Origin of the sequence: Protofrankia sp. BMG5.30 (assembly GCF_001983005.1) — a bacterium.
Lineage (GTDB): Bacteria > Actinomycetota > Actinomycetes > Frankiales > Frankiaceae > Protofrankia > Protofrankia coriariae.
The window spans coordinates 1-23,041 of sequence record NZ_MOME01000014.1 but is presented as its reverse complement, the minus strand read 5'-3'; the positions used below and the strand labels follow the sequence as shown (position 1 = coordinate 23,041).

Annotated in this window: 21 protein-coding genes; 16 read left to right on the top strand and 5 right to left on the bottom strand. The window is 70.9% G+C overall.

What is annotated here, in order from left to right:
* The first annotated feature begins 5 nt into the window (after nt 1-5).
* From BL254_RS09150 to BL254_RS09140, 3 genes are all read left to right on the top strand, one after another.
* On the top strand, nt 6-485 hold the full coding sequence (locus BL254_RS09150) for a hypothetical protein (protein WP_254857935.1): 480 nt from the start codon (nt 6-8) through the stop codon (nt 483-485).
* Between the two features lie 328 nt (nt 486-813).
* Nucleotides 814-1,188, top strand: coding sequence for a hypothetical protein (locus BL254_RS28260; protein ID WP_254857932.1), 375 nt, complete (start codon nt 814-816; stop codon nt 1,186-1,188).
* A gap of 278 nt (nt 1,189-1,466) precedes the next feature.
* Entirely contained in the window at nt 1,467-2,351 is an 885-nt protein-coding gene (locus BL254_RS09140; RefSeq protein ID WP_076843086.1) for a menaquinone biosynthetic enzyme MqnA/MqnD family protein, read from the top strand.
* Nucleotides 2,352-3,301: 950 nt separating this feature from the next.
* On the opposite strand, the gene BL254_RS09135 is transcribed toward BL254_RS09140, so the two are convergent.
* Nucleotides 3,302-3,484 carry a hypothetical protein gene (locus BL254_RS09135; RefSeq protein WP_076843068.1) on the bottom strand — a complete coding sequence of 61 codons (183 nt, stop codon included), beginning with the start codon at nt 3,482-3,484 and terminating at the stop codon, nt 3,302-3,304.
* A gap of 391 nt (nt 3,485-3,875) precedes the next feature.
* Between BL254_RS09135 and BL254_RS09130 the strand changes: the two genes are divergently transcribed.
* Nucleotides 3,876-4,289: a response regulator transcription factor gene (locus BL254_RS09130; protein ID WP_013875170.1), complete on the top strand. Its 414-nt coding sequence runs from the start codon at nt 3,876-3,878 to the stop codon at nt 4,287-4,289.
* Between the two features lie 172 nt (nt 4,290-4,461).
* Here BL254_RS09130 and BL254_RS26935 read toward each other — a convergent pair whose 3' ends face one another.
* Complete coding sequence (locus BL254_RS26935) at nt 4,462-4,638, bottom strand: hypothetical protein (RefSeq protein WP_162233161.1); 177 nt, start codon at nt 4,636-4,638, stop codon at nt 4,462-4,464.
* Between the two features lie 137 nt (nt 4,639-4,775).
* On the opposite strand from BL254_RS26935, the gene BL254_RS26930 reads away from it, so the two are divergent.
* The 5 genes from BL254_RS26930 (at nt 4,776) to cobA (ending at nt 10,473) form a co-directional block, all read left to right on the top strand.
* Nucleotides 4,776-4,931 (top strand): putative leader peptide, encoded by a 156-nt coding sequence (locus tag BL254_RS26930; protein ID WP_157180363.1) that lies wholly within the window; start codon nt 4,776-4,778, stop codon nt 4,929-4,931.
* Nucleotides 4,932-5,017: 86 nt separating this feature from the next.
* Nucleotides 5,018-6,907 (top strand): nitrite/sulfite reductase, encoded by a 1,890-nt coding sequence (locus BL254_RS09120; protein ID WP_047221536.1) that lies wholly within the window; start codon nt 5,018-5,020, stop codon nt 6,905-6,907.
* A complete protein-coding gene (locus BL254_RS09115) occupies nt 6,907-7,122 on the top strand; it encodes a hypothetical protein (protein ID WP_013875167.1) in 216 nt (71 codons plus the stop codon). Before BL254_RS09120 ends, BL254_RS09115 begins: the two co-directional genes overlap by 1 nt.
* 191 nt (nt 7,123-7,313) lie before the next feature.
* Nucleotides 7,314-7,985, top strand: a complete 672-nt coding sequence (locus BL254_RS09110) for a phosphoadenylyl-sulfate reductase (RefSeq protein WP_076843067.1) — start codon at nt 7,314-7,316, stop codon at nt 7,983-7,985.
* Between the two features lie 427 nt (nt 7,986-8,412).
* On the top strand, nt 8,413-10,473 hold the full coding sequence (cobA, locus tag BL254_RS28255) for a uroporphyrinogen-III C-methyltransferase (RefSeq protein WP_052914240.1): 2,061 nt from the start codon (nt 8,413-8,415) through the stop codon (nt 10,471-10,473).
* Nucleotides 10,474-10,746: 273 nt separating this feature from the next.
* Here the strand turns inward: cobA and BL254_RS29325 are convergent, their stop codons facing one another.
* Both BL254_RS29325 and BL254_RS09085 read right to left on the bottom strand, forming a co-directional pair.
* Nucleotides 10,747-11,589, bottom strand: a complete 843-nt coding sequence (locus BL254_RS29325) for a sirohydrochlorin chelatase (RefSeq protein ID WP_371390309.1) — start codon at nt 11,587-11,589, stop codon at nt 10,747-10,749.
* Between the two features lie 667 nt (nt 11,590-12,256).
* Nucleotides 12,257-13,222, bottom strand: a complete 966-nt coding sequence (locus BL254_RS09085) for an NAD(P)/FAD-dependent oxidoreductase (RefSeq protein ID WP_047221677.1) — start codon at nt 13,220-13,222, stop codon at nt 12,257-12,259.
* 687 nt (nt 13,223-13,909) lie between these two features.
* Here BL254_RS09085 and mqnC point away from each other — a divergent pair.
* The 3 genes from mqnC to BL254_RS09070 all read left to right on the top strand — a co-directional run bounded on the left by mqnC (nt 13,910) and on the right by BL254_RS09070 (nt 17,587).
* Nucleotides 13,910-15,163 carry a cyclic dehypoxanthinyl futalosine synthase gene (gene mqnC, locus BL254_RS09080; protein WP_371390307.1) on the top strand — a complete coding sequence of 418 codons (1,254 nt, stop codon included), beginning with the start codon at nt 13,910-13,912 and terminating at the stop codon, nt 15,161-15,163.
* A 178-nt stretch (nt 15,164-15,341) separates the two neighbouring features.
* Nucleotides 15,342-16,535 (top strand): adenosine deaminase, encoded by a 1,194-nt coding sequence (add, locus tag BL254_RS09075; protein WP_047221539.1) that lies wholly within the window; start codon nt 15,342-15,344, stop codon nt 16,533-16,535.
* 314 nt (nt 16,536-16,849) lie between these two features.
* Nucleotides 16,850-17,587 carry a demethylmenaquinone methyltransferase gene (locus BL254_RS09070; protein ID WP_013875160.1) on the top strand — a complete coding sequence of 246 codons (738 nt, stop codon included), beginning with the start codon at nt 16,850-16,852 and terminating at the stop codon, nt 17,585-17,587.
* A 150-nt stretch (nt 17,588-17,737) separates the two neighbouring features.
* Here the strand turns inward: BL254_RS09070 and BL254_RS09065 are convergent, their stop codons facing one another.
* A complete protein-coding gene (locus tag BL254_RS09065) occupies nt 17,738-18,457 on the bottom strand; it encodes a dienelactone hydrolase family protein (protein ID WP_047221540.1) in 720 nt (239 codons plus the stop codon).
* 744 nt (nt 18,458-19,201) lie between these two features.
* Here BL254_RS09065 and BL254_RS09060 point away from each other — a divergent pair.
* The 4 genes from BL254_RS09060 (at nt 19,202) to BL254_RS09045 (ending at nt 22,955) form a co-directional block, all read left to right on the top strand.
* Entirely contained in the window at nt 19,202-20,638 is a 1,437-nt protein-coding gene (locus BL254_RS09060) for a geranylgeranyl reductase family protein (protein ID WP_076843084.1), read from the top strand.
* Nucleotides 20,639-21,115: 477 nt separating this feature from the next.
* The gene (locus BL254_RS09055; protein WP_047221680.1) at nt 21,116-21,475 is read left to right on the top strand and encodes an NADH-quinone oxidoreductase subunit A; all 360 of its coding nucleotides are present in this window, start codon (nt 21,116-21,118) and stop codon (nt 21,473-21,475) included.
* Entirely contained in the window at nt 21,466-22,269 is an 804-nt protein-coding gene (locus BL254_RS29320; protein ID WP_076843065.1) for an NADH-quinone oxidoreductase subunit B family protein, read from the top strand. The genes BL254_RS09055 and BL254_RS29320 overlap by 10 nt, the downstream gene beginning before the upstream one ends.
* Nucleotides 22,266-22,955 carry an NADH-quinone oxidoreductase subunit C gene (locus BL254_RS09045; protein WP_047221542.1) on the top strand — a complete coding sequence of 230 codons (690 nt, stop codon included), beginning with the start codon at nt 22,266-22,268 and terminating at the stop codon, nt 22,953-22,955. The genes BL254_RS29320 and BL254_RS09045 overlap by 4 nt, the downstream gene beginning before the upstream one ends.
* Nucleotides 22,956-23,041 lie beyond the last annotated feature (86 nt).

Below are 23,041 nucleotides of genomic sequence, written 5' to 3'. Positions count from 1 at the left end.
GCAGCATGATGATGTTCATCGTGCTGCCGGAGGTGCGCGGAGGACTACTAGCCGAAGGCGGCTTGATCATGAATGGTGACCGGTCGGACAACCGGCTGAACGATCGCCCGTCCGGCCCGGACAGCCGGCTGCCGCAGTCGGTTCCGCCCGTCCGGTCGGACGCGGCAGCCGGGGCGCCACGACCTGCCGCGTCGGCTCCGTCGGCTCCGTCCACCCCGCGGCCCGGGGTGCCGCGGCCGGCTCCGTCGGCGCGCCGTGTCCTGCCGCGGGGATCCGCGGGGATCGGTTCCATCTTCACGCTGGCTTTCCTGGCGATTCTGCTGCCGGGCGTGGCCGCGTACGCGCTGCTGCGGCTCGCCGGCCTGGCGATCGGGCCGGCCGGCCTGCTCGGCCTGCTGGTGATGTTCGTCTGCCTGGGGCTGTATCCGTCCCTGCTGCAACGTCTCGGCTGGGTGCCTCGGCGTCGCGCCCGCCGGACGAGATGACGGCCGGCGGCGGGATGGCTGCCGGCCGCGGGGCCGCGGGCGGCGACCGGCGATGCGGCGGCGGTGGGCTACGGGGAACGGCCGGCGGCGGGATGAGAGGCCGGTGGTGAGATCGGGATAAGGCCGGCGGCGAGGTGAGCCTGGTGGGCACGGGCCGCGGAACCCGCCCATGCCGTCCAACGTATACGAGATGACGGGGCGTGGGAGGAGACTGGGCGGAAGGACGGTGAGGCGGGAGGGCGAGGGGACGGGAAGACGGGAAGGGATGAAGCAGCCGTGTATGTCCGGTCGCCGGGAACCGCCCGGCGGCCGGGGAGCGGGAGGATTTGTGGATCTTCAAAAGCGAGTGGCGGGCAGGTGGGGGCGGGCCTCGCGCCAGCGGCCGGCCGGGCTGTCGCCGTCTGGGTCACCGTCACCGTACGGATCGCCGTCACCGTACAGGGCACCGTCGTCCGGGTCATCATCGTCAGCCGGACCGCTGCCGTCCAGGCCGGGGCTGCTCGCCATCAACGCCCGTTACTTCGCGTTGCGGACTGTCATCTTCGCCGCTGTGCTGACGGTCGTGCTGCTCGTGGGCCTGCACTGGCTGCTTGGTTTCGCCGTCGCGGTGGTCCTCAGCGGGCTGGTGAGCTATCCGCTGGCGATCCGTCAGCGCCGGGCGGTGCTCGATGCCCTCGAGCAACGACGCGGTTGGCTGCGTTGAGCGGCGAGCCATCCCGGGAGCACGACGCCGCGAGAAAGCGTGACGCCACCCGGGAGCACGACGCCGCATCCCAGCCTGATATCACCGAAAAGTGTAGTTCTGTACCGCAGCGTGACATTGCGCAGCGGCGAGATGTCACGCAAGCGGCCGTTGACGTCACGAAAATAACCGGCGATGTCGTGCAGGTGACCAGCGATGTCACGCAGGTGCCCGGCCAGGAGGCCGGGCACACGGTGCCGCCGTCGCTGCCGACTCAGAGCCCGCAGCCCGCCGCGCCTGTGCCCGCCGCGCCGGTACCGGTCCCGTCCGTGCCGGCGTCCGCTTTCAGGCGGCCGCGGGTCGGCCACATCCAGTTTCTCAACTGTCTCCCGCTCTACTGGGGCCTGGTGAACTCCGGCGCGGTACTGGACGTCGAACTGACCAAGGACACCCCCGACCGGCTCAACGAGGCGCTGGTGGCGGGCGATCTCGACATAGGCCCGATCAGCCTGGTCGAGTACCTGCGGCACGCCGACGAACTTGTCGTCCTGYCGGACCTCGCGGTTGGCTCCGACGGCCCGGTGCTGTCGGTGGTGCTCGCCAGCGCCGTGCCGGTGGACCGGATTCGATCGGTGGCCCTGGGTTCCACCTCGCGGACGAGTGTGCTGCTCGCGCAGATGCTGCTGGAGGACCGGCTGGGGCTGTGGCCGACCTATACGATCATGCCGCCTGATCTGCCTCTGATGCTGCGTGAGGCTGATGCCGCTGTGCTGATCGGTGACGTGGCCCTGCGGGCCACCTATGACGCCGAGCGCGCCGGGGAGGCGCATCCGCTGCATGTCGTCGACCTGGGCGCGGCCTGGCGGGACTGGTCGGGGCTGCCGATGGTGTTCGCGGTGTGGGCGGCGCGCCGTGACTTCGCCCAGGCCCGCCCGGGGGTGGTCAAGGAGGTGCACGACGCCTTCCGGGGCAGCCTCGATCTCGCGTTGCGCCAGGTGGACGCCGTGGCCCGGCACGCGGCGCGCTGGGAGGTTTTCGACGTGGCGACGCTGACGCGGTACTTCACCACGCTGGATTTCTCCCTGGGGGAGCGTCAGCTCGAGGGAATAACGGCTTTCGCCCGGCGGGCGGCGGCACGGGACGCCGTTCCGGCGGACGTGAACGTGCTGTTCGCCAACGGATAAGTGCGGGCGGACAGGTACGGGCGGATACGAACGGCCGAACGGGTACCGATACGAACGGGTACGGGATAAGGCTAAGGCGCCGTACCGGTCGCCGTCCGTCACGGCGTATCCCATCGCCTGCGGTGACACGATATTTTGTTCATAACGATATATTCCGCTGCCGGTGGTGGCGCGATCCGTTGTTTCTGGTGCCGTCTCCCGGATGGGGCGGATCTCGCCGTCGAGGATCTGACCGTCGCGGTTTGTGGAGCGAAGCCCGTTGCTCGTCGGTTTCGTTGTTCTCGGCGACGCGCCCCCGCGCGCCAACGGTCGCGTATGAGGAGGACGAGGGGTACGGGGGCGGCCATCTGGATCGAACGGCATGGGCGTGCGTCCGCGCGTGTCGGCACCGACATCGGCGGCACCGGTGCCATCGGTGGCACAGGTGGCACAGGCAACATCGGTGGCATCGGTGCCGGTGGCCGTGCTGCCGGCTCATCCCTGGCGGCCGCCCTCGGTGGCCACGCGTGGAATCCGGTGGCCAACCGTACCCGGACGTTCGCGGAGTCCGGTGGGCTGCCTACAGCCTGTGACACCGGCGCAGATGTCACGTCGGTATGGGTGGCCCGGCGCAGCGGTCTGGAACAGGGGCCCGGCACAGTGGCCCGGCACAGGCGACGCTCCGGTGCGGCGATGGTCCGCGGACGCCGCCCGGTCGGATGCCGCTGGCACGCTGGGTCAGCACCTGCCGCTCGGCCCGCCCCTGAGGATGATCATATAGGTGCCGTCGGCGCGGGTGAACCGGAACCCGGGGCACAGCCCGACTCGGGCCCAGCTCAGAGCGTGGCCCCACGGACCCGGCTCGGGATCAAGGTGGTGGCCCTGGCTCGCGCTCAAACAGGACGTGGCCCCAACGGGATCCGGCTCGGGACGTTAGACCGCCAGGCGGACCCGGGGCACAGCCCCACCGATCAGGCCCGGGGTGTGGCCCGCCAATATGCAGGGTGCCGTGGATGCCGGACCAGGAACTTGCGCGGCCCATACGGGCCATGGCCCTTGTGGACCCCCATTGACCCCTTGGACCCGAAGGCCTCGTTGGCCTCGTTGGCCTCGTTGGCCTCGTAGGCGTCCAGGTCCTCCTTGCGGACCCCCATTGACCCCTTGGACCCCCATTGGCCCCAATGGGTAGAGCGCCCCGCGGATGCCCCGCCGGTGCGGGTGGGCCGGGCGGCCGGGTGCGGGGCGGTGAGCCGACCGACATCGGATCCGCCGGTTCGGGCGGCCGAAGGTTACCGGCAGCCGTCATCGGTGTTGCCGCCGGCCGGACATCGATGACAATCCACGCACGGTCGTTCCGCATCGTTTCGCGATTATGAACAGGTGTGATTGTGGGTGTCCGGTGCCAGCGGATGTCCTCCCTTTGCCGGTAGCTGTCCTCCCTTTGGGGGATTCGCCGGGGGGCTAGCTCCGGAAACCATCCTGAATGACGATGGGCGGGTGGTACCGGCACAGCGTAGAACGTCGGATATGGACGGAGAGCCAGGTGTGCAGGATGCCGTCCGCGTCGTGGTGGCCGACGATGCCGACGGCGTACGCGATCTCGTTTGTCTCCTGTTGGACATGGAGCCCGATTTCGTGATCGTCGGCCGGGCCAGGGACGGGGCCGAGGCAATTGAGATCGTTTCGCGTACCGACCCCGACCTCGTCCTGCTGGACGTCGCCATGCCCGTCATGGACGGCCTCACGGCGTTACCCGTGATTCGCCGGACGGTGCCCCGGGCCCGGGTCGTCATCTTCACCGGTTTCTCCGAGCGGGCTCTCGGCGAACAGGCTTCGACGCTCGGCGCGCACGCCCTGATCGAGAAGGGCCTCGCCATCGACAGCCTGGTCGACCGCCTGCGAGACGTGTGCGGACGTGCTCCCGTCCGAACTGTCGCAAGCCGGCCGGTCCAGAGCTGAACCATCGGCCGGCCCGGGGCACGACCGGGCTGGCCGCTTCCGCGCCGAACCGTCGACCGGCCGCGGCTCGCGCGAGGCGGCCCGCCGAGCGCACGACGACAGTCAGGCGACGACAGTCAGGCGACGACAGTCAGGCGACGACAGTCAGGCGACGACAGTCAGGCGACGACAGTCAGGCGACGACAGTCAGGCGACGGCCCCGCGCCGAGCCGGCGGCGCCGTCGACCGGTCGAGATCTGTCCGACCGGTCGATCTGTTTATTGTCGTTGACCCGTTTATCCACCAGTCTGCTGAACAATGAAATCGGATGGCCCGGACGACCGGCCGGCATCCATCCAACGGCATCCATCCAACGGCATCCATCCAAATTTTGGACGCTCCGTAATTTTATCCTGATTCTGGGTGCATTCGCTGTCTTGCGGGCGCTCGATGTGAAAGCATGGGTCCGTGACCGCACGCCCGGATCTCCGTCTGACCGGTTCAGGCATGACGGACTTTGGTTCGGACCTCCCGTGGACCGGCTTCACGCCCGCCGGCCACACCTCGGCGGACTTCGCGACCCTGGTCGACTTCGGACTGGTTGCGCGCCTGCATGTCGACCTGCTCAGGGTCGCCAGCGCGGTCTGTCCGCGTCACATCTGACCTTTCCACCGCTGACCTTTCCGTCGCGCCACCTCATGCTGTCGGCATGTTGTCGGCGCACCCCGCACACGGTTGCGAGAGATTCGATGACGACCCCCGCACGCTCCCGTTCCGCGCGCCCRTCCCGTCCGAAGGGGCAGGGCCAGTGGGCGCTCGGCCACCTGGAGCCCCTCAACCCCAACGAGCGGATGAAGAAGGACCAGGACGGCCTGGCCGTCCGGGACCGGATCCTCAACCGTTACCCGTACACGGGCTTCGCCGGCATCGACCCCCAGGATCTTCGGGGGCGGTTCCGCTGGTGGGGGCTGTACACCCAGCGCAGGGAGGGCATCGACGGCGGCAAGACGGCAGTCCTGGAGCCCGAGGAGCTCGAGGCGCCGTTCTTCATGCAGCGCATCCGCCTCGACGGCGGCCAGCTGACCAGCGACCAGCTCCGCGTCGTCGCCGGGATCTCCACCCGCTACGGGCGGGACGTAGCCGACGTCACCGACCGGCAGAACATCCAGCTCCACTGGATCCGCATCGAGGACGTGCCGGCGATCTGGGCAGCGCTCGAGGGCGCCGGGCTGACGACGGCCGAGGCATGCGGTGACACCCCCCGCGTCATTCTCGGCTGCCCGCTGGCCGGCGTCGACGGCGACGAGGTCATCGACGCCACCCCGGCGATCGAGGAGACCGTCCGGCGCTACGTGGGCGACGAGTCCCTGAGCAACCTGCCGCGCAAGTTCAAAAGCGCCATCTCCGGCTGCGCCGACCACTGCACGCTGCACGAGATCAACGACATCGCGTTCGTCGGTGTCGTTCACCCCGAGTTCGGTCCCGGCTACGACCTGTGGGTCGGCGGCGGCCTGTCGACCAACCCGAAGCTGGGGGTCAGGCTCGGCACCTTCGTGCCCCCCGACCGGGTCGCCGAGGTCTGGCACGCCGTGGCCAGCCTGTTCCGGGACTACGGCTACCGGCGGATGCGCACCCGGGCCCGGCTGAAGTTCCTGGTGGCCGACATGGGGCCCGAGTGGGTCCGCGCCACCCTGGAGAAGGAGTACCTGGCCACGGCGCTGCCCGACGGCCCACCCCCGGCGCCGCCGCGTAACGAGGGACGTGACCACATCGGCGTCCACCAGCAGCGCGACGGCCGCTTCGCGGTCGGCTTCGCCCCCCGCGCCGGACGGCTGAGCGGTACCACGCTCGCCGCCGTCGCTGACCTCTCCGACCGTTTCGCCGCCGGCCGCATCCGAGCGACGACCACGCAGAAGCTGGTCATCCTCGACGTCGACCCGGCCCGGGTCGACGAGCTGGAGGCCGAGCTCACCGCGCTCGACCTGGTCGTACGGCCGAGTGTGTTCCGGCGCGGCACCATGGCCTGCACCGGTATCCAGTTCTGCAAGCTCGCCATCGTCGAGACCAAGGGGAAGGCCGGTTCGCTGATCGACGAGCTCGAGCGCCGCCTGCCGGACTTCGACGAGCCGATCGGCATCCACGTCAACGGCTGCCCCAACGCCTGCGCGCGTTTCCAGGTCGCCGACATCGGGCTCAAGGGCTCCCTGGTGCCGGACGCCTCCGGGGAACTCGTCGAGGGGTTCCAGGTCCACCTCGGTGGTCATCTCGGCACCCGGTCGCGGCTCGGTCGGAAGTCCCGAGGGCTGAAGGTCACCTCCGTCGGGGTCGTCGACTACGTCGACGGCCTGCTGCGCGCCTACTCCGCGGACCGCGGCGCGGGCGAGTCCTTCGCGGACTGGGTGGAACGGGTGGACGAGTCCGCGCTCTCCGTCGCATCCGTGCGAGCCGGCGTCCCCGGCGGTGCCGGCGCCGCCAGTAGCGCCGGCGCAGGCCGTGCCACCGGCGGGGTCGGTGTCTCCGATGGGGGCCGCACAGCCGGCGGGGGCCGTGCGCCTGGCGATACCGCGGCCAGCGGTACCGCGGCCGGCGGGGCCGGTTCGGCGGCGGGCACGCCGGGCGAGCGCGGTGGCGGCAGCTGATGGCCAGCGCGCATTCGGTCCCGTTCTACTGCCCGTACTGCGGCGAGGAGGACCTTGTCCCCTACCTGCCGGCCGAGGCCGGGGAAGCCTCCGCTGGATCCGGGCACGGCCAGTGGTCGTGCGGTAGCTGTCGACGGGCGTTCCGGCTGAGTCTGACCGCACTCGCGGTCGCGGTGACGCCAGCCGCGTCGGGCACTGAACCCGTCGGGCACTGAACCACGGGTGGATCCCCGCACCCCAGCGGCCCGCCGGCACTGAACCCATCCGGCACTGAACCCGTTCGGTGCCGTCCCGCCCGGCCCCTGCCCAGACCCGCGCTTGTCTGGTCCGGCAGCGGTCTGTTCGGCATGCAGGGAGAACGGCAGCCGCCGCGGCAACGGTCGCGGCAACGCAAGGAGGGACACTGATGGACACCGCACTGAAGGCCCGGGCCCTACGCGCCGGCGACGAGCTGGCGGGCGCGCCGGCCGAGGAGATCCTGGGCTGGGCGGTGGAGCGGTTCGGTACCGGGCTCGCCGTCGCCGCGTCCATGGCCGAAGCGGTGCTCGTCGACATGCTCTCCCGGATCCGCTCGGACGTCCCGGTGGTGTTCATCGATACCGGCTACCATTTCGCCGAGACGATCGGCACCCGGGACGCGGTCCGGCACCGTTACGGCCTGCCGCTGATCAGTGCGGCCCCGCAGCTCACCGTGGCCGGCCAGGACGCCGTGTACGGACCGCGGCTGTTCGAGCGTGACCCGGACCAGTGCTGCCGGATGCGCAAGGTCGTGCCCCTGGACCGGGCACTCGCGCCGTACCAGGCCTGGGCGGCGGGCTCACGGCGGGCCGAGAGCGCCAACCGCGGGAACCTGCCGGTCGTGGGGTGGGACGAGCGCCGCGGCAAGGTGAAGATCCATCCGTTGGCGGCATGGACGGACGAGGACGTCGAGCGTTACGTCCGCGAGCACGGCATCATCGTCAACCCGTTGCTCTCCGACGGTTACGACTCGGTCGGCTGCTGGCCGTGCACCCAGYGCGGCCAGGGACGTGCCGGCCGCTGGGTCGGTTCAACCAAAACCGAATGCGGCATCCACTGAGCCACTGAGCCTTCTGCCTGTTCCTCTTCGCCTTTCTTCTTTCCGCCGCTGTCTCGGATCTCCTTTCCGGAAGCCGTCGGTGACGACTGCCCGCCCCGGCCTGGCGAGGCGAGTTGCCGCGGGAGTCGTAGGTGGAAACCGTCGTTACGGTAGCCTTTTTCACCTACGGCTTCCGCGGCCGTAGGTGAAAATCGCTGTGGTAGCAACGGTTTCCACCTACTGGCCGGCCGGGTTCGTGCCCGGGGTGCGGGGTGCGCGTGGGCGGTAGCGTCGCAGGGATGAGCGAGGGTCAGCGCGGCAGCGGTGGGGCTGAGGTGAGGCTGGTGAGGTGCCGGGAGGTCGGACCGCTCGGCCCTGGCCCACGGGCGGGTACGGCGGCGGTGAGGGTGATGACCTACCGGGGGCTGACCCGCCTGGGCAGGAGATCGTGAACGGCCCGGAGCGCCCCCACGGGGAGGTCTGGCTGGTCGGGGCAGGGCCTGGTGATCCAGGGTTGCTCACTGTCCGCGGTCGGGAACTGCTCGGTGCGGCCGATGTCGTCGTCACCGACCGCCTGGTGTCCACTGACGTTCTCGGATACGTCCGGCCCGAGGCGGAGATTGTTTACAGCGGCAAGAGCGCTGGCGCGCTTACTCGCACCCAGGAGGGCATCAACGCGCTGCTGGTCGAACGGGCACTCGCGGGCCGCAGGGTCGTCCGGCTCAAGGGCGGGGACCCGTTCCTGCTCGGCCGTGGCGGCGAGGAGGCGGAGGCGTGCCGGCTCGCCGGGGTGCGCTGCACCGTTGTCCCGGGAGTGACCTCGGCGTTCGCGGCCCCCGCCTATGCAGGTATTCCGGTCACCCACCGTGGCGTCGCGCAGGATGTCGCGGTCGTCTCCGGTCATCTGCAGCCAGGGCATCCCGACTCCACCATCGACTGGGCGGCACTCGGCGCGTCCCGGATGACCATCGTCGTGCTGATGGGGGTCGCCCGGCTCGCCGACGTCACCGCGGCCCTCATCGAGGGCGGGCGGTCACCCGACACGCCTGTCGCGGTGATCGAACGCGCCACCACGCCGGCGCAGCGGGTCGTGCGCGGCACCCTCGACACGATCGTGGTCGACGCGGTTGCGCGGGGTGTGCGATCACCAGCTGTTGTGGTGATCGGTGACGTCGCGGCCCGTCACGACGCGGTACCCCGGATCCTCCCGCCTCCGGACAGCGGCAGCCACGGCTGCCGTCCCCGTGCTGTCAACGGCGACGGCAGCCGCGACAGCCTCACCGGCACCGGCACCGGCACCGCCGCAGGCACCGACACCGCCGCAGGCGGCAACGGTGCGGGCCCCTGCGACGCCAACAACCGGCCGGACCGGGCGACGGTGAGACCGCGCTTCTGGAATGGAGCCGGCCCCGGTGACACCGACAGCCCCGGCGATGACATCGACAGTCTCCGCAATGCCGATATTTACGGCACAACGGACAGTTATGATGATCCGTACGGATCCGCCGCCGGCTCGCCGGCTGTGGACGCCGGTGCCGGCCGTCCGCTGGCGGGAGTCCGGGTTCTCGTCCCGCGGACGAGACCGCGTCCCGGGCTGTTGGTCACCCGGTTGCGCGCGCTCGGCGCGGACGCCGTGGAGAGCACGGTCTCGCGTCCCGGGCCGGTGGCCGACCCGGCGCCGCTGCTGGCTGCGCTCACCGACGCGGACGCGCTGGTGCTGGCGGGTGTCGCGGAGGTCGCGGCGGTGGTCGCGCTGCTGCGCCGGGCAGGCCACGACATCCGGGCGCTTGCCGGGCTCGTGCTGGTGGCCGCCGACGCCGAGGCGGAGGTCGCGTTGGAGGCCCTTGGGCTGTCCTGCGTCCGGCTGCCCGTCAGCGCCTGTGACGCGGGGCCCGCCGGTGGCTCGGAGCCAGCCGACACGCGCGGCGCACAGCCGCGGACCGTGGAGCCCGCTGGCACGCAGCGGGCGGGATCATCCGCTGACGTGCGGGGCACGAGCTCTGTCGGTGCGCGGAGCACGGAGTCCGCTGATGTGCGGAGCACGGAGGAGCCTTCCCGCGGGCGGGACAGGCGCCGGCTGCCACTCGGCTCCGGGGTGGTGAGCGGCAGCGTCCGGGTGGTGGTGTGCGCGTCCGCGTCGCCGCCCGCCGGAGCGGAAACGGTGCGTCGGATCAGCCTCCTGACCGATGTTGTCGCCGAACCCGACCCGCGGATCGTCGAGGAGATCCGGCACGGCGATCTGCACGCGGTGGCGTTCGCGTCGTCGACCGCGGTCCGCGCGACCGTCGCGCTGTACGGCTCCCTACCGGATGGGATCATGGTGGCCGCGATAGGGCGGCGCACTGTCGAGGCCTGTCGGCGCGCCGGCGTCCGGGTGGACGCGGTGGCGACCGAGCCCGGCATCCATCCCCTGGCCGCGGCGGTCGCCGACGCCGTCACCAGGGCCCGCTCGGCTGAAGCGTCGGCCAGCCAACGCGGATCCGTCCCGAAATCAATCAAAAACAGATGACCGAATACTGCCGGACCATACGAACGAGGGATCAAACGGTCGCTGTGGCAGCCGTTTCGACCCTCATTGTCCTGTTTGGGGATTGTCCTGATCGGGACGGGGCAGGGTGGGGTGAGACGAGGCGGGTGGTCGGCTGATCGGTGTTCGGGGGTCTGGTCGGGGTGTGAGCCCGTTCGGAGTGGGCGCGAGCCTGGTGTGAGCGGGTCGGTGCCTGCCACCGCCGTCGTCGAGCATCACATCCAGTGATGTATTAAGTGATATCTGTCATCGCTGTCATCGGAGCCCGTCCGGCCAGGGCTCGTCCGGGGCGAAGGCATGGCCGGTGAGGGCGTCGTCGATGCGGGCGGTGACGGCGGTCAGCACGCCGGGATGCAGCCCGAGCGGCGCGGTCAGCGTCCAGCGGGTGTGCGGGAAGCGCTCCCGGGCCCGGGCGAGGGCGGCCGGGATGTCCCGCGACGTGTGGCTGCCGTCGAACAGGAAGAACGGGTGGGCCACGATCTCGGTACAGCCGGCGGCGGCCAGGTTGGCGTAGCCGGTCATGATGTCGGGCTGGACCACGTCCAGGAAGGCCGGCTCCACGGCGTGCCAGCGGATCTGACGGTGACCACCCGTCACGCCAGGACCGGGCTCGGCATACGGGGTTTCGAACTCGCAGGACGAGGCCTCAAGATCGTCAGATACGGTGCCCGTTGCCGGATCGCGCATGGGGCCCGTCACACGTCTGGAAGCATCGAACGACCCGGAAGTGTCGGATGGCCCGGAAGCGCTGGACCGGCCGGACGGGTGGGACAGGCGGGACGAGCCGGACGGGTCGAGCACGGGAGTTGCCCCCCGCCCGAGCGCGGAAGCCKCTTCCTGCCTGAGCGCGCAGGCCGCGGCCTGGCCGGCTGCGGAGGGTGTGCCCTGGCCGGGTGCGGGAGGTGTGACCTGACCGGATGTGGAACCAGAAGTAGAGGTTGTGGGACGGCCGGACGTGGCGGTCACGGCTTGGCTGGGTGCGCCGGGTGCGGCGGCAGTGGCCCGGCCGGGCATGGTGAGCAGGCGGGCGACCTCGCGGACGGTTGCGTTCGCCTCGTCCCGCCGTGAGCCGTGCCCGATCACCAGTAGACCCCGCATGCCCACCAGTTTGCGCCGGCGGCGCGCTCGTCGGGTAATGGCGCGTTCGTCGGGAGTACGGGTACACCGCCGCACCGCCGCACCGCCGCACCGCCGCTGGCCGCCCCCGCCAGGATGTGATCACGTGGGAGATATCGGGGGGTACCGGTCGCACCGCCGCTGGCTGCTTGACGGTAATGGCCCATTCGTCGGGCGACCACCGAGGGTGAATGGTGGTCTCGTCGTATAACGGCGGCGTTGTGCCGGACGGTGATCTGATCCCGCCGGATGACTCATCGGTGTGACGGTGGGCCCAGGCGTCGTCAGCCAGGTCGGTGATGTCGTTGTCGGGCTGCCCCCTCCGGTCGGTGGCTGCGTCGCCAGGTCTGGCCGTGCGGGGTCCGGTCGGATGGCGATTCAGCCGGACGGCGTGGAGGATGCCTCCGTCGGAGGGCGCCCGCCCGGGGCGGCGGGTCGTTTGTGGATGCGGCCGCACGGCGTCGAACCCGCAYGGCCGAATCGAACAACGTCAAATAATTTTGAACAATGTAAAACAACTTCGGGCGGTACATCCGAGCGGTACGGAGGGCGTGCGGAGAGAACGCGGCCGTCGTGGACGGCGCATGCCGGATCATCAGGACGCCCGGGTCATCAGGGGCCCAGGCGTCCCCGGCGGTGCTCTGGGGTGTCAGGCGGCGGGGCCGTCGTCGGAGCTGTGGCCCGGGAAGACCTTGGCGGACGGGTCGATGATCGGTGCCGCGTTGTTCACCGCGGTCGCTACCTCGCCGAAACCGGTCGCGATCAGACGCACCTTGCCCGGGTACTCGGTGATGTCGCCGGCGGCGAAGACCCGCTCGACTCCGGTCGCCATGGTCGTGTCCACCACGATGTGACGCTTCTCGACGGTCAGGTTCCAGCGGGTCAGGGGGCCGAGATCGGCGGTGAACCCGAGGGCGGCGACGATCCCCTGGGCCGGGCGGACCTGGCGGTCGCCGGACCTGTTGTTCACCAGTTCGACCTTCTCCACCTGGTTGTCTCCGTGGATGGCCGCGACCTCGGTGTGCGTGAGCACCTCGACGCTGGAGGACAGCACCTTCTCGACGGTGTGCGCGTGTGCGCGGAACCGGTCCCGCCGGTGGACGAGAGTCACCGACCGGGCCAGCGGCTCCAGGGCGAGCGCCCAGTCGAAGGCGCTGTCGCCCCCGCCGACGATGACGACGTCGGCGTTGGCGTAGACGTCCAGTTTCGGGACGAAGTAGACCAGGCCGCGACCGAGATGATCGCTGCCGACGGGCAGTGGGCGCGGCGTGAACGTCCCGAGCCCGCCGGTGATGACAACGGCCTTCGCCCGCACCCGTGTCCCCTGCGCGCTGGTGACCACGACGGCGTCGGCCTCGTGGGCCAGTTCGGTTGCCTGCTGGCCGAGCAGGTAGCTGGGGGAGAACGCGCCGGCCTGGGCGACGAGGGCGGCGATGAGCTCCCGGCCCCGTACCGCGGGGAACCCGGCCACGTCGTAGATCACCTTTTCCGGGTACATTGCGGTGACCTGACCGCCCGCCTCGGGAAGCGAGTCCATCACCGTCACGGACAGCCCGCGGAATCCGGCGTAGTAGGCGCCGAAGAGGCCGGCCGGGCCGGCTCCGATGATCAGCATGTCGGTGTCGACATCCGCCGATGTCGAGCCGTCAGGGCCAGTAGTGGTCAGTGCGTCCACATGCGACTCCTGGTGCCATGTGGCCGTGGCCGGACCGGATGCGCAGGGGTCGGACAGAGCCACCGGAAGAATTTTTTACTCATCCTGCCGCATCGGAGAGTGAGGTGCCTCAACATGCGCGTTGGCGTCGGCGTGGCACGCGGGCATTTACGGTGCTCTTTCCCCGCCGGTGATCCGGAGCGCGGATATTCCGGCAGGACGGGAGAAATCAGGAAGAAGCCGGTCGTGTCATCGGTTCGGTGGGCCGGCGGATAATCCGGCTCGGTGCCGGACGCTCACCGTCGGGAACATGCCTGCGCCTCATTGGTCCGCTGGACGGTACCGAGGTCTGGCGGACGGTACCGACAAAATCGCCGGTAGATGCCGGGCGAAATCGCCGGTAGGTGCCGAGCGGTGCGTCGGCCGACGACCCGTTGGTATCGACGACCCCGTTGGTATCGATGGCCCCGTTGGCGAGGTGGCCGGGCTGGTGATCGTGACGCGCGGCCGGGATGGTGCCCGGAAGCCGGGCGATCGAGGAGACGGCCCAGGAAACGGAGGTGGCCGAGGAAGTACGGCGGGCCGGGGGCGAGTGCGAACGGGGCGGGATCGGCGCCGGGTGGAGGTGGCCCGCCGTACCATCGCAGGGTGAGCCTTGTGGATGCCGGCAGTGATTCCCCGTCCGCGCAGGCGGGCCCGTCAGCCCCGACCGCAGCGGCGGCGGCCGCGGGAACAGCGGCGGCCGGCGACCAGACGGTCTCGTCCGTGCTCGCGCGTGCCGCGGACGGCGGGCGGATCACCGCCGACGAGGCGCTGCTGCTGTACACCAGGGCGCCGCTGCACGCGCTCGGCCGGGCCGCCGACGCCGCCCGCCGCCGCCGCTTCCCGGACGACATCGTCACCTACATCATCGACAGGAACATCAACTACACGAACGTGTGCGTGACCGCCTGCCGGTTCTGCGCGTTCTACCGGGCGCCCGGCCACAAGGAGGGCTGGGTCCGCGACGTCGACGACATCCTCACCAGATGCGGCGAGGCCGTCGAGCTGGGCGCGACCCAGATCATGCYCCAGGGCGGCCACCATCCCGAGTTCGGCATCGAGTGGTACGAGGGCACCTTTGCCGCGATCAAGCGGGTCTACCCCCAGTTGGCGCTGCACTCGCTGGGCGCCAGCGAGGTCGTCCACATCGCCCGGACGTCCGGGCTGAGCTTCACCGACGTCATCGTCCGGCTGCGGGACGCCGGGCTCGACAGCTTCGCCGGCGCGGGTGCGGAGATCCTCACCGAACGTCCCCGGCACGCGATCGCCCCGCTGAAGGAACCCGGGCACGTGTGGCTGTCGGTGATGGAGACCGCTCACGGCCTCGGTCTTGAGTCGACCGCGACGTTCATGATGGGCACCGGGGAGACCAACGCCGAGCGCATCGAGCACCTGCGGATGATCCGTGACGTGCAGGACCGCACCGGTGGCTTCCGGTCGTTCATCCCGTGGACCTACCAGCCGGAAAACAACCACCTGCGCGGACGCACCCAGGCGTCGACCATCGAGTACCTGCGGCTGGTGGCGGTGGCCCGGCTGTTCTTCGACAACATCGCGCACCTGCAGGGCTCGTGRCTGACGACCGGCAAGGAGGTCGGCCAGCTCACCCTGCACATGGGCGCCGACGACCTGGGTTCGGTGATGCTGGAGGAGAACGTGGTCTCCTCGGCCGGCGCCCGGCACCGGACCAACCGCACCGAACTCATCCACCTCATCCGCGCGGCCGACCGGACAYCGGCGCAGCGCGACACCCTCTACCAGCACCTGGTCGTACACCGCGATCCGGCGCAGGACCCCGTGGACGACCGGGTGGCCTCACACTTCTCCTCGACCGCCCTACCGATCGTCGCCACCACCTAGGCTGCCCCGAGCGGCTGGAGGAGCACGCGAGAGGTGCGGTGACGTGCTCCACGGCCCTCCCGCGCCCATGTTTTCGACGTCACGGCTCCGTTCGAGGGCACGTGCCTGGGCGCCCGGCGGGGCGGGGGAGGGCGGCTGTCCGCGCACCTGGGCGGGAGGGGACGGCTAGCCTGTCGGGGTGACCGTGCCCGCTGGCCCGCCTACCGGACCGCCCACCGGACCAAAGATCGAACTGCATGTTCACCTGGAGGGCACGGTCCGTCCGGCGACCCTGCTGGCGATGGCCCGGCGCAACGGGGAGACACTGCCGGCCACGACGGTCGAGGAGCTCACCGAGCTGTACCGCTTCCGGGACTTCGACCACTTCATCGAGGTCTGGGTCCTCACCACGCACGTGATGCGCACCGCCGAGGACTTCCGTCAGGTCGTCGTCGACTATGCCGCCGAGGCGGCCGCGCACGGCGCGGTCTACGTGGAGGGGATCTTCTCCCCGTGGTTCCGCGTCCGGCGCGGGATCTCCTGGGAAGAGATCTTCAATGGCTACGCCGACGGGGTGGCAGAGGCCCGCGAACGGTTCGGCCTGCACATGGGCCTCACCCCCGACATCGACCGTGTCCTGCCTCCGGAGGAGGCCTGCGAGGTGGCCCGTCAGGCGGTCCGGTTCCGCGACCGGGGGATCGTCGGCCTGGGGCTGGGCGGGCCGGAAGCCGGCCACCCGCCCGAACCGTACGCGCGGGCGTTCGCCATCGCCGCCGACGGCGGTCTGGCCGCCGTCCCGCACGCGGGGGAGAGCAGCGGGCCGGCCTCGATCCGCGGCGCGTTGGACGCCCTGGGCGCGCGCCGCATCCGGCACGGCATCCGCGCCCTGGACGATCCCGGTCTCGTGGCGGAGCTCGTCGATCGGGACATCGTCCTGGACGTCTGCCCGGTGTCCAACCTGCGGACACGTTCGGTGGCGGATCTTGCCGGGCATCCCCTGCCCGCGCTGGTCGACGCGGGGGTGCGCTGCTCGCTGGCCACCGACGACCCGGCCATGTTCGACACCGATATCGGCCGTGAGCACGCTGTGGCCGCAGCGCTGGGCGTGTCCGCCCGTGACCTGTACGAGGCCGGTGTCGCCGGTGCGCTGTGTGACGCCGCGACGCGGCAGCGGCTGGCGGCGATCGGCGCCGGCACCGACTGGGACGCCGTGGCCGCGGCGCTGGCCACGGCCGCCCGTACGGATCCGCTGGCCGCCGGCATCGCCGCGGCCGCCTCCTCGCCGCCCGTCACCGCGGCCGGGAGACCAGCGGTCGTGCCCACGGCTGGGCCGGGGGCCGGCCCCGGGGCCGGATTCACCGACGGTGCCGGAACCGCGGCGGTGTCGCGGTGAGTGCCATCCCGGCGGGCCCGGCGGATCCGGAAATCCCGGCAGGCTCGAAAAATCCAGAGAACCGAAAAATCCTGGAAGACCCGGGAAGCTCGGGAAGCCCGGGAAGCCGAGCGGAAGCGGCAGGCCCGGAGCGCGGGGAAGGCCTGGAAAATACGACAGGACCGGCAGGCCGGCAACGTCCGCAGGGCCTGCGAAGAGCGCGCAGCCCGCGCGGTCCGGAGGACCTGGGAAGTTCGCGAAGCCCGCGAGTCCCGGAAAGAATTACGGGGAGCCTGGGAAGAAGCATGCGAAGTACGAGGAGCCCGGCGGGCCCCGTGGGTGAGGCTCCGGCGCGGGTGGCCGGGCCGGAGAAGCGGCCGGACGAGGTCGCGGCCATGTTCGACGGTGTCGCCCGGCGCTACGACCTGACCAACGCGGTGCTCTCGGCCGGTCTGGACCGCACCTGGCGCGGCGCCACCGCGGACGCCCTGGACCTGCGCCCGGGGCTGCGGGTACTGGATCTGGCAGCCGGTACCGGCACCTCGTCGCGGGCGTTCGCCGCCCGTGGCGCCTCGGTCGTGGCCTGCGACTTCTCGCTGGGCATGCTCAGGGTCGGGCAGCACCGCCTGCGTCAGCGCCCGGCCGCCCCCGGCGGTGGCGCGGTGGCGCTGGTCGCCGGGGACGGGCTCGCGCTGCCGTTCGCGGCGGCCTCCTTCGACCGGGTGACGGTCTCGTTCGGCCTGCGCAACGTGGTCGACGTCGAGGTGTGCCTGGCGGAGCTGGCACGGGTGACCCGTCCGGGCGGGCGTCTGGTGATCTGCGAGTTCAGCCGCCCGACCTGGGCGCCGTGGCGCACGGTCTACACGGAGTACCTGATGCGGGCGTTGCCCGGCCTCGCCCGGCTCGTCAGCAGCAGCCCGGACGCGTACGTCTACCTGGCCGAGTCGATCCGGGCCTGGCCGGACCAGTCGGCCCTTGCCGACCGCATCGCCGGCGCGGGCTGGACCAGGGTGGGCTGGCGCAACCTCACCGGCGGCATCGTGGCCCTGCACCGCGCCTGGCGTCCGGCCTGACGGCTTGCCTGGCCTGGCCGGCAGTGGCTGGCAGTGGCTGGTGGCCGGCCGGTGGCCGGCTGGTGGCCGGCCGGTGGCGGCCCGGATGACCGGGGCTGAGAGACCAGGCGGGCCGGTCGATCGGACGGGCGGACGGGCGGGTCCGGATGGTCAGGTTGGGATGTGGGCGTCCAGCCAGGTCAGGGTGCGGGCCCAGGCGTCCTCGGCCGCGGCGGCGTTGTACACGGCGGGCCGGGCGTCGCAGTGGAACCCGTGCTCGGCATCCGGATAGCGGACGACCTGCGTGGGCACGGCCGCCTCCCGCGCGGCCGACCGGAGGGCCTCGACCTGCTCCACCGGGATGCCCTGGTCGCGGTCGCCGAACAGGCCCAGCCAGGGGGCCTGCAGGCGGGGCGCGATCTCGATCAGAGGTGCCTCGCCGAACCTGCCCTCGGCGAGCCCGCCGCCGTAGAAGCTCACGGCGGCCCCGAGCGGGCGGTGGACGGCCGCGATGGTGGCGACCGACCCGCCCATGCAGAAGCCGACCACCGCGATGCGGTCGACGGCGGTCCCCTCGTCGGCGAGCAGGGCCATGCTCGCGTCGACGTCCTCCAGGATGTCGAGGCTGTTGAGTGTCTGCATGGCCTGCCGGACCGCGGTGAAGTCCCCGCCGTAGGGGAAGACCGGCGAGCCCACCCGGTGGAAGAGGGCTGGCGCGATGGCGCGCCAGCCGGCGGTGGCGAACCGGTCGCACACGTCCACGATGTGGTCGGTGAGCCCGAACGCCTCCTGAACGACGACGACCCCGCCTCGAGGCCTGTCGGCCGGGTGGGCGACGGCGGCCTGCATGGGCCCGTCCGCGGTGGACAGCGTCACGGTCTCGCGGCTCATCTGTGTTCTGCTCCTGTCCGGCGCATCCGGTGTGGATGCGGCTCTACGAGAGGATCGCATCAGAGACGGCGCGACCCATGCTCCGCAGCACCTCAGCGTGCGGGATCAATCACTGTCTTTCCAGTACGCCCATGGTCGTTCGGTGCATCGTCCACCATTCAGCGGGTGATCTGGGCAGACCGGCCGGCCGGGCCGCCTGCCGTCCGGGCCGGCCGCGGGCACGCGGGGTGCGGGGTGCGGTGGCCTGCCGGCTCCGTAAGTCCGGTGGGCCCGATGGGCGCGGCGCGGGCGGTGGAGCCGGCGGAGGTGGGAGCGCACGACCGGGTGCCGGCCGGTCGTGCCTGTCGACCCATGGGCTGTCGGCCAGCGCCTGTCGGCCATGGCTTTGCCGGCCATGGCTTTGCCGGCCGTGTCGATTGCCGGCCGTGTCGATTGTTGGCCGTGTCGATTGTCGGCCGTGATTGTCGCGCGGACCCGAATATGCGGTATGTCCGGTAAAATCTGGGTTTTTCTGGCTACTATCAGTGAAAATTGACGTCTGTTGTCCGCTGTTTGTTCAGCTGTTTGGCTGGTGTCGCCTGTGTGCGCCGGCCGGACGGCGCGGCGCGGGGGTCGGCGCGATCCTGGCGCCTGTGCCGACGACGGGCGCAGGGCCTAGACTCGCCGTTGCGCTCGTGAAAACCTTCACGAGCGGCGGCAGCGCAGCAAATGGGAATACAACCGGCGATCCGGAGATGTGTGATCATGACAGCGGTCCAGGCCGAGCATGCCGATGTCATAGTCGTCGGTGCCGGCCCCGGCGGCTCGGCGGCCGCCTGCCACCTGGCCCGGACCGGGCTCGCTGTCGTCCTGCTGGAAAAGACCCGCTTCCCTCGGGAGAAGGTCTGCGGTGACGGGCTGACCCCCCGTGCCGTGCGCAGCCTGATCGAGATGGGCATCGACACCGGCACCGATGCCGACATGGGCACCGGCCCTGGCACCAGCGTCGGCACTGGCACTGGTACTGGCGCGCCCGCGGATACCGGCACGGCCGCGGCTACCGGCGCGCCCGCGGACGCCGGTGCCACCGCTGGTCCGGCGGCCAGCGCGACCGGCACGGTTCAGGCCGGTTCCGGATGGGCCCGCAACCGAGGCCTGCGTGTCATCGGCGGTGGGCTGCGGCTCGAGCTGCCCTGGCCGGAGCTGGCGAACTGGCCGGACTACGGCCTGGTCCGGCCCCGTCTCGACTTCGACGAGCTGCTCGCCCGGCACGCCGAGAAGGCCGGCGCCCAGCTACGGGAGGAGACCACCGTCACCGGCCCGATCCGCGACGAGCGCACCGGGCGGGTCGTCGGGGTGCAGGCCAGGGCGTCCCGCGGTGGGCAGCCGTTGGCCTTCCACGCCCCACTGGTGATCGCCGCGGACGGGAACAGCGCGCGGATGGCGCTGTCGCTGGACATCCGCCGCCGGGAGGACCGTCCGCTGGGGGTGGCGGTGCGCCAGTACTACCGCAGCCCCCGCACGCATGACGACTACCTGGAGTCCCATCTGGAGCTGTGGGAGGGAAAGCCCGGCGCGTCCCGGCTGCTGCCCGGCTATGGGTGGATCTTCGGGGTGGGCGACGGGACGAGCAATGTCGGGCTCGGYATGCTCAACACCACCAGCGCCTTCCAGCACACCGACTACCGGGACCTGCTGCGGCGATGGCTCAACGCGCTGCCGCCGGAGTGGGGCTACACCGAGGAGAACGCGGTCGGGCCGGTCCGCGGCGGCGCCCTGCCGATGGCCTTCAACCGCGCGCCGCACTATCGCRACGGCCTGCTGCTGGTCGGGGACGCAGGCGGGACGGTCAACCCGTTCAACGGCGAGGGGATCGCCTACGCGATGGAGTCCGGACGGCTCGCGGCCGAAGTGGCCGTCCAGGCGCTGGCCCGCTCCCAGGGGCCGGCCCGGGAGCGGGCGCTGCAGGCGTACCCGGACGTTCTCCGGCAACGCTACGGCGGCTACTACACACTCGGGCGGGTGTTCGTCGAACTGATCGGGAACCCGTCCGTGATGCGGATACTGACCCGTTACGGGCTGCCGCGACCGACGCTCATGCGCTTCACCCTGAAGCTGCTGGCGAATCTCACCGACCCGCGAGGGGGTGATGCGCTGGACCGCCTGATCAACGCTATGTCCCGGCTCGCGCCCGCGACCTGAGCAGCCCGAGTGGCCCGAGCGGATGGTTGCGGCACTGGCGAAACACGGGGTCACGGTTTTCCGGCACACGGCTTCCGCCCGGTGAACAGACCGGTGGCCGCATCGACAGCATCGGTTTGTGGCCGGACATGCGGCGGGCGTGCATTGACGCTCGCTCGTTCCGGGGGCCAACGGCAGCCCGATCATGCTTTTTCCGCCCGCCGGATCGCCGCTGGGAAACCGGTCCGCGCGTCTGGGGCGGGCGTCGCGTAGGCTCCCTGGCGGCACCCGGCGACCGGAGTCGGGACAACCGGTGACCGTGATCGGTGTCGGCGCCGTGAGCCGGCCGTCCTCGCCGCGCCAGCCGCGTCCCGGCGGCCGGTCGCGTCCCGGCGGCCAGCGGTGAGCCCACGGCCGCGAACCGGAACAGCGAACCGAAAACCGCGAACCGAAAACTGCCACGTCCCRCATCGGACCTGTAGAGAGGAGCTCGGCATGCTGTCGAACTACGTGCCGATCCTCGTGCTTTTAGTGATCGCGTCGGCGTTCGCGATCGGATCTGTGATCACGGGCGCGCTGGTCGGCCCGAAGAGGTACAACCGCGCCAAGCTCGACGCGTACGAGTGCGGAATCGAACCGCCGCGCGAGCCGGTTGGCCCACATCGTTTTCCGGTGAAGTTCTACCTGACGGCGATGCTGTTCATCGTCTTCGACATCGAGATCATCTTCCTCTATCCGTGGGCGGTCGCGTTCGGCGCTCTGGGGACCTTCGGGCTCGTCGAGATGGTGCTGTTCGTCGCGACCGTTTTCGTCGCCTACGCCTACGTGTGGCGGCGGGGAGGCCTGGAATGGGACTAGAAGAGAAGCTGCCCGGCGGCCTGYTGCTCACCACCGTCGAGAAGATGGCCAACTGGTCGCGGCGGTCCTCCCTGTGGCCGGCGACGTTCGGCCTGGCCTGCTGCGCGATCGAGATGATGTCGACCGGCGCCGGCCGCTACGACCTCGCCCGGTTCGGGATGGAGGTGTTCCGGGCCAGCCCCCGGCAGGCCGACCTCATGATCGTCGCGGGTCGGGTGAGCCAGAAGATGGCCCCGGTGCTGCGCCAGATCTACGACCAGATGCCCGAGCCCAAGTGGGTGCTGTCCATGGGCGTCTGCGCGAGCAGCGGTGGGATGTTCAACAACTACGCCATCGTGCAGGGCGTCGACCACATCGTCCCGGTGGACATGTACCTGCCGGGCTGCCCGCCGCGGYCGGAGATGCTCATGGACGCGATCCTGAAGCTGCACGAGAAGATCCTGGCCGGCACGATCACCGGCAAGGTCGCCTACACGAAGGTCGGCGAGTCGCCCTACCCGAAGCCGATCGAGGTGGCCACGGCGCGCGCGGGCCTGCCGGCCGGTGCCGTCGACACCCGCACGCTGTCGGTCAACGACCGCAAGCGCTTCCGCCTGCCGGCGGGCGCTCCGGCGCCGGCCGGGGTCGGCGCGGTCGAGCCGTCCCTCGACGACCGGCGCCCGGCCGCCATCCCCCCGGAGTCGGTCTTCGGCCGGACCAAGCGCCTGCCGCCGGCCGCCGGGCCGGACGGATCGGCCGGATCGGCCGGCCGGCGTGCCGGGAGCGAGGATTCCACTGGTGAGGCGGCGTCATGAGCGAGCTCGTACCGGCGGCCGGCGCGGCGTCGGGCAGGGGCGGGCCGCGTCGGCAGGACGCCTTCGGAGCTTCCGGCTCCGGTGACACCTCCGGTTTCGGCGGTCTGGTCCGCAACCCGCCGGTGCTCGCCTCGAGCTCCCGGCCGTTCGGCGACGCTGACGCCGACACCGTCTACGACGCCCTCGAGCGTGCCTTTCCGCAGCTCACCGACGCGCTCGAACGGGTGGTCGTCGACCGCGGGGAGCTGACCCTGCACGTCCGGCGCGACCATCTGCTCGCGGTCGCCCAGACCCTGCGGGACGACCTTCAGCTGCGCTTCGAGCTGCTCTCCGGGGTCTCCGGCGCGGACTATCCCGACGATCCGACCGGACGCCGGCTGCATGCCGTCTACCACCTGACGTCGATGACCTGGCGCCGCCGCGTCCGGCTGGAGGTCTCGGTGGCCGACGACGACCCGACCGTCCCCAGCGTCATGGATGTCTGGCCGACCGCGGACTGGCACGAGCGGGAGACCTACGACCTGTTCGGCATYGTCTTCTCCGGCCGGGACGGCCTGGAAAGGATCATGATGCCGGACGACTGGATCGGCCACCCGCAGCGCAAGGACTACCCGCTCGGCGGTGTACCGGTCGACTACAAGGGCGCTCAGGTACCGGCACCGGACAGCCGCCGGAGCTATTCATGACCAGCCTGTTCGATACAGCCGGTATGGCCGGTACGGCAGATCTGTTCGGTACGGCAGATCTGTTCGGTACGGCAGATCTGTTCGGT

Coding starts and splice junctions, on each gene's coding strand:
- BL254_RS09150 (WP_254857935.1), top strand. CDS start 6: ATGATGATGTTCATCGTGCTGCCGGAGGTGCGCGGAGGACTACTAGCC.
- BL254_RS09135 (WP_076843068.1), bottom strand. CDS start 3,484: ATGGGGGTCCGCAAGGAGGACCTGGACGCCTACGAGGCCAACGAGGCC.
- BL254_RS26935 (WP_162233161.1), bottom strand. CDS start 4,638: ATGGATGCCGTTGGATGGATGCCGGCCGGTCGTCCGGGCCATCCGATT.
- BL254_RS26930 (WP_157180363.1), top strand. CDS start 4,776: ATGACGGACTTTGGTTCGGACCTCCCGTGGACCGGCTTCACGCCCGCC.
- BL254_RS09115 (WP_013875167.1), top strand. CDS start 6,907: ATGGCCAGCGCGCATTCGGTCCCGTTCTACTGCCCGTACTGCGGCGAG.
- BL254_RS09085 (WP_047221677.1), bottom strand. CDS start 13,222: ATGCTGATCATCGGAGCCGGCCCGGCCGGCCTCTTCGGCGCCTACTAC.
- BL254_RS09065 (WP_047221540.1), bottom strand. CDS start 18,457: ATGAGCCGCGAGACCGTGACGCTGTCCACCGCGGACGGGCCCATGCAG.